This window comes from Psychrobacter sp. PG1, from assembly GCF_014897815.1.
GTDB lineage: Bacteria > Pseudomonadota > Gammaproteobacteria > Pseudomonadales > Moraxellaceae > Psychrobacter.
In genome coordinates this window covers 1-5,569 of the sequence record NZ_JABUZG010000076.1, presented here as the reverse complement: position 1 = coordinate 5,569, position 5,569 = coordinate 1, and the positions used below count along the sequence as shown (strand labels likewise).

Annotated in this window: 8 protein-coding genes; 3 read left to right on the top strand and 5 right to left on the bottom strand. The window is 39.6% G+C overall.

Features of this window, described 5'->3' with window-relative positions; translation table 11 throughout:
* From INT03_RS11960 to mobV, 5 genes are all read right to left on the bottom strand, one after another.
* The coding region (locus tag INT03_RS11960; protein WP_193009122.1) for a hypothetical protein at positions 1–349 on the bottom strand (349 nt) is incomplete at its 3' end.
* Between the two features lies 1 nt (position 350).
* Positions 351–1,190: a hypothetical protein gene (locus tag INT03_RS11955; RefSeq protein ID WP_193009121.1), complete on the bottom strand. Its 840-nt coding sequence runs from the start codon at positions 1,188–1,190 to the stop codon at positions 351–353.
* Complete coding sequence (locus INT03_RS11950; RefSeq protein WP_193009120.1) at positions 1,187–1,732, bottom strand: PAAR domain-containing protein; 546 nt, start codon at positions 1,730–1,732, stop codon at positions 1,187–1,189. The genes INT03_RS11955 and INT03_RS11950 overlap by 4 nt, the downstream gene beginning before the upstream one ends.
* 138 nt (positions 1,733–1,870) lie before the next feature.
* Positions 1,871–2,818, bottom strand: a complete 948-nt coding sequence (gene repM / locus INT03_RS11945; RefSeq protein ID WP_193009119.1) for a replication initiation protein RepM — start codon at positions 2,816–2,818, stop codon at positions 1,871–1,873.
* Positions 2,819–3,281: 463 nt separating this feature from the next.
* Positions 3,282–4,163, bottom strand: coding sequence for a MobV family relaxase (gene mobV, locus INT03_RS11940; RefSeq protein ID WP_193009118.1), 882 nt, complete (start codon positions 4,161–4,163; stop codon positions 3,282–3,284).
* 457 nt (positions 4,164–4,620) lie between these two features.
* Between mobV and INT03_RS11935 the strand changes: the two genes are divergently transcribed.
* The 3 genes from INT03_RS11935 to INT03_RS11925 all read left to right on the top strand — a co-directional run bounded on the left by INT03_RS11935 (position 4,621) and on the right by INT03_RS11925 (position 5,509).
* Complete coding sequence (locus INT03_RS11935; protein ID WP_193009117.1) at positions 4,621–4,884, top strand: hypothetical protein; 264 nt, start codon at positions 4,621–4,623, stop codon at positions 4,882–4,884.
* A gap of 90 nt (positions 4,885–4,974) precedes the next feature.
* Entirely contained in the window at positions 4,975–5,256 is a 282-nt protein-coding gene (locus tag INT03_RS11930; protein WP_193009116.1) for a type II toxin-antitoxin system RelB/DinJ family antitoxin, read from the top strand.
* Complete coding sequence (locus INT03_RS11925) at positions 5,243–5,509, top strand: type II toxin-antitoxin system YafQ family toxin (protein WP_193009115.1); 267 nt, start codon at positions 5,243–5,245, stop codon at positions 5,507–5,509. Before INT03_RS11930 ends, INT03_RS11925 begins: the two co-directional genes overlap by 14 nt.
* Positions 5,510–5,569 lie beyond the last annotated feature (60 nt).

The following is a 5,569-nucleotide window of genomic DNA, read 5'->3' as shown; positions in this document are numbered from 1 at the left end:
TCTCAATGGTGTACTCTTTGTTAAAGCGTTTACCAGGGAAGTTAGTGCCATATGTATCCCCAGCGATATAGATATTAACAGGCTCTAATGTTGTAGGTGTGCCTGTAACAGTCAACAGGTTATAATCTTTATAACCTCCCTCTGCAATACTTGGAATAATTTTGAAGCTGGTATCAGATACTTTAGAGTGGAAGTTGAGATCGACGACAGTACCTCCTGTAATCTCTATATTGGCTTGATAAGATTGATTAAGGTAAGCTTCAGGTAATTTATCAGGCGACACCTTCACAGGATCGCTGCATCCTAAAATTAGTAGGCTTGTCGCAAATAGGATATATTTTTTTATCATTTTATTTTCCAACCACAATCGCTTGGAAATGATACTTTTGAAACTCTGAAAAAGTTAAGTCTGACTTAAGAGGCCTAGCTATTTCTCCCCATGTAAATAATTTTAGCTTGATAGTATCAGAGGGTTTTATATCACTTCTTATGGGACTACCGTCACTATTACGTAGCTTGTCAGTCCAGACTACCCAATGATTAGGGAGGTTGACAGTCGGTAAACTTTGCCTTGAAATAAATCCAGAGTTTATTAGAGAGATGACATGATAATTAGAGTTATCTTGATAGCCGTTTATTTTTATAATGTTTGTTGGGTTATCGAAAATCAACGTATCAACATGTCGATAGCCTGCTTTTTTAAACCAGTCGATGATGTCTACTGGCAAGGTAATACCTGCTGCTTGGCTAAACGGTGAGCCGTAAGTCATAATATTATTAGCTGAGTCTCGTAGACTTGCTAAAGTCATCCAATCGAGCGCTGAAATTCTCACCTTATCTTCTTCATCAAATAAATCTTGAGGGTTTTTTGCACGGGCACTTGGCTCAATTTTTAAATCATTGATTGTTGTCTTACCATCCTTCCAAAGCTCTGCGATAGCCTGTTTGTATAATTTTGGATGATCAATTAGTAAACAATAAAAGAGGGCAGCGGGTCCGCATAATGAAGATGCGCCTTGAGCAGGATAAGTCTTAAGCGCCACTCTATCAGCAAATTCTTCATTCACTTTCGCCGCGGTGAAAGGGTCTTTAGGGTCATTTAAAGGATGCTGTCTCGATATAAACGGTCTTGGTTTGATCTTGGTAGAGGTATCTCCACCCTTCATATTGCCACTTGTGCTATTACTCATTCAAACGCTCCTAAACCGTTTTGCCATTCTAAATCCAGCTTAACCTCAACCTCATCATCGTTGTCAGAATAAAAGCGCTCCGTCCAGCCGTCTTCATCCGTAACCCCTTGATAGGTTTGACCGCTCTGCTTGTTTGTAGCTGTATAATTAAAATTAGCATAAGGCGTATCATCGTCAGCTACAAACTGAAAAGCTGTATTGTATCTACTCATTACTTTATTAGCGTAGTTCTGAGCTTCTTTTTTAATTTGCTCCGCCTCCTCAACGCCCATCACTTCAAAATCGCCTTCACAAAACGACTGCTGATTAGCAATAAGCTTCGCACCGCAGCTAGTCACATCTCCTGCGCGGGCAATGGCTGCGCCATCGACAATAAACGAGGCGTCCCCAGTCAAAATAGTCGTCAGTTTTTTACATTTCTTACAAATGACTTTATCGCCTTTACGCGAGATAGGAATACCGTTATGAGTGCTGTGTGGCGAGCCACTAATAACTTCACCACCATGCGTCGTTGTCGCGCCTACGGTGATATAAGCTGCCATAGTGTCTTCCTAAATATTATTATCATATTGCTGAAATTCTAACATGGTAAGCAGACATAAGTTTGCATAAATCATAAGGGAGTTTTCGCTACTCAAATCCCTATTAGGAAATTGCATTTTCCTAATAATTTGTAAGCCCTAGTATTCAAGATACTCTCTGATAGGACGCTTCTTAAACTGTGAAGCATCTTTTTTAAGACGGTTAATCATTTCAAACTCCCACATCTTAGGGTCTTGACCTGCTGGACTGGTAGAGCTAACCAAATGGTTGTAATCGGCAACAAAGCTAGGATTACGAGCAATACGCCCTAGCTGATTGTCGTTTAATCCTTCTACCGTGAACATATCTGCTGTACTAGCGTCACGCTCTTCACTAACTACATCAGTCTTAGCTTTTGGCTTTTCATGAACAGTGAAAGTAAAACCTACAATCTTGCGACCTTTTTTCTTTTGAGTATAGTTAATATTGAGGTCTGATTTTTCGTTTATCTCATCAACTGCAAGGTCTAGCACTCGTATTTTAAAGTTACTCATTGCTTTGTATTCATCATCTTCAACTCCAAGCTGCCCCCTAAACTCTTGCAATTCAAACATAGGGGTTTTTTTAGCTTGTTTCCATTGAACTAGCAGCTCATAAAGTCTTACCGAGTAATTACTGGTCATCGTAGCCGTCTGCTCTAATAAGTATTTAGTGAAAAACTCTTCAGCACCATCAATACGAGTAATCCCTTGTACTACAGCTGGAGTAAATACAACTTCAATTGCTCCTTCATCATCTAGGTATCTAACTTGCGACAACCAACGAGACTTAACCAACTTACCTTCATCATCAATATAACTGAAACGTCTATTAAATAACGTATCTTCAGCTTCTTTCATCATCAAGTAGCCATTCTGTCTTGTCGTATCGAAAACCTCTGCATACCTAAGAGCATCAATACGTAAGGGCGTTTCTGCTGTCAAACCTTTGCCTGTTTCCCTAGCATCAACGACCGCGAGTTGAACGATACGTATTTCAGCAAGCTTCAGATTCTGTAAAACTGTATTTAGATGGTGAGTTTTTACCACTAGATTAGATTTAGCCATTCCTGCTACCTTTTAATTACTTTATTAAGATCTGCAATTAAAATAACATAAATATATTAGTAATTAAATACCTTAAATATATTAGTAATTAAAAGGTAAGTAAACGTAAGCTTATGGGTAAGTAAACGTAAGCTTATGGGTAAGTAAACGTAATTAAATGGAGGTTACAGCCCTTTAATACCAATGGATACAGAGGGCTTAAAAGCTGTTAAAAGCATTTAAAAGCATAAAAAGCATTTTTTTTATTTTTTACTAATGAAAAAAACAAAAGAAAAAAGCGCTAGTTACCACAAAATATTAGGGTTTTTTTATACTCTCTTGGATCAGGTAATCGATCAATTATTTATTTCTAACTTATTCATTAGTTTGTTTTTAACCTTAGTAATGAGCTATAGAAACCACTCTGTATGCCCACAGAATGAGATTTAACAGCCTTATTCCTCTATTCTGATACATTCCTAGCCTATCTAGTATTATTTCTCTCTACGACGATTATACGGCGTTCTAGCTGCATTGCCCCGTTTACCCTAGCAATCTCCTCTTGATTTAGTCCTTGAATAGCCACTAAGTAAGGCTCAACACGCTTTTTGAGGGTGTCATAGCTCGCTTCAGCAACGCTTTTATCAGTCCTAGCCTTCTCATAGTCCATCAGGATGCTGTTAGCAGCCTTCACAGTCGGTTCTATTTGCTCAATAACGGCTGCTGAGACCTTTTCCCCATACCGAGCCTTGCTTTCAAACATTTCAGGCTTAGGTGCTACGGTTGTAATACTAAAATCCCTCGCATGGTTGATGTCGTGGTAATAGGCTTTGATACTGGTATGCTTGGCTTTAGAGCCTTCCTTACCTCTTGTTAGTCCCAAATCAGCGACCGCATTGGCAAAATCGGTTTGCATCTGATTTAATTTAGCCCTGCCGCCTAGAAAATTCTTACAGTTGAGCTTCCCCTTTTGGTTAATAGGAACGACATAAGCGACCAGCTGCGGTGTGCTTATGTCTCGATGAATACTCATACCTGCAATGTTTTCTTCCTCATGCTGATCAATGAGCCACTGAGCAGAACGCTTAAAAAAATCAGTTTCCTTGCTGGTTCCCCAACCTTCCCATTCAGGACTGGCGGTTATTAAATACTCAATACAGAGCACCGCATCAGAACGTCTTTTTTCAGGAAGTCGATCTTTTATTGCTTGTTTGACGGCTTCAGGGGTCTCAACGCTATGATGATTTTTAGGGGTCAGGTTGGGGTCAGCATTTGGCGTTTCTATCGTTCGGTAGCTGTGCGCAAGACTGCTACCAATGTTGCCCATCGTCTTTAATTTTGCTGTCCTCAAAATTGCATAGTTCATCGCCACTTTTTCCTATAATTGGGTGTTATTTCACTAAAGTGTACTTACTACACCATAAATTCGCCTGTTAGGAAAGCGTGATTTTTGCAGCAAAAGGCGGTAAAAAAGGGCTATTTTTCACTTTTTTGAAGCTAGGCTGTTTACAGATTGTAAACACCTTTTTTCTTTTTAAATCAATAACTAAGAGCGATTTTGTTTGCACTTTGTATACACCTGAATTTCAATAAACCTAACAATATCAGCTATTTGGCAGTCCCTTTAGGGTGCGTATGGTGTAGTCATCAAATGAGGTGGGAAATAACGGATTTTCTATCTGTCGTAAAATCTGCTACAAAAAAAGGGGTATAAGAGCGTTACTTCTCGTTTTTCACTGGCATAATCTTAGGCTGGTAACAATAATTTATTCACCTAAAAAAATCATCTGTAGCTACAGATGATTCTAGTAGCGGAGTTATTTATGAGTATGATCGGTGTATCAGTAGCCAGTAGTAAAAGCCTTCAACTTGAAGCCTACAATAGAGCTGTCGTGAAGCTTAATTTGCTGTTGATTGACGATAAAACGCACGAAGAAGTGGTCAGAAGCAAGCTATTTGAAGTCATGGATGAAAGAAATGAGCTGGGGAAGTACTCCACTTCTGATCTGTATGTCATGCAAAAAAGCATTGAGAAAACGGTTGATGATTTTCTTACTGGATTGAATGAGCAGACTGTTCTCGCTTAGATTAGCGAGAAGATGGAACGCTAAAGTCATTGAGGTTTAATCACCTTTCGCTTATATTGGGGGTACGAATATAAGCGAAAGGTGATTACTATGACTACGACTAATTATAATATACGGCTTGACCAGGATCTAAAGGATAGGTCTTTTTCTGTTCTAGAAAGCTATGGACTAACGCCTTCACAAGCCATCAGACTGTTCTTAAACCAAGTAGCCGATACCAATGCGGTTCCCTTGTCTTTTGACTATCAGCCGAAGCTCAACGCGCAAACTATCGCGGCCATTGCAGAGGTTGCCAACGGTAACGGGAGTAAGTACAACAGCTTTGGTAATTTGATGGATGAGCTAGAAGGCGAGGCTGATGAGATCCATTGAAGTATCAAGCCAGTTTAAGAGAGATGCTAAAAAGAATTATCTAAGCTTGCTCACTCCTGCATGGGGCGAGGTGCTTAATTGTTTGACTAATGATGTACCGCTACCGGCTAAGTATAAAGACCATGCGTTGACCGGCAATCATAAGGGATTTAGAGATTGCCACATCAAACCTGATTTGGTGCTTATCTACCGTGTTCAGAGCGATACGGTAGATTTCGTTAGGCTAGGCAGCCATTCAGAGGTGTTTGATTAGCCCAACTATTTATTAGCTTTTATCTCAATGGTGTACTCTTTGTTAAAGCGTTTACCAGGG

Bases quoted from the DNA above. Each gene is read 5' to 3' on its own strand.
- INT03_RS11950 (WP_193009120.1), bottom strand. From the start codon at position 1,732: ATGGCAGCTTATATCACCGTAGGCGCGACAACGACGCATGGTGGTGAA.
- mobV (WP_193009118.1), bottom strand. From the start codon at position 4,163: ATGAACTATGCAATTTTGAGGACAGCAAAATTAAAGACGATGGGCAAC.
- INT03_RS11935 (WP_193009117.1), top strand. From the start codon at position 4,621: ATGAGTATGATCGGTGTATCAGTAGCCAGTAGTAAAAGCCTTCAACTT.
- repM (WP_193009119.1), bottom strand. From the start codon at position 2,818: ATGGCTAAATCTAATCTAGTGGTAAAAACTCACCATCTAAATACAGTT.
- INT03_RS11930 (WP_193009116.1), top strand. From the start codon at position 4,975: ATGACTACGACTAATTATAATATACGGCTTGACCAGGATCTAAAGGAT.
- INT03_RS11925 (WP_193009115.1), top strand. From the start codon at position 5,243: ATGAGATCCATTGAAGTATCAAGCCAGTTTAAGAGAGATGCTAAAAAG.
- INT03_RS11955 (WP_193009121.1), bottom strand. From the start codon at position 1,190: ATGAGTAATAGCACAAGTGGCAATATGAAGGGTGGAGATACCTCTACC.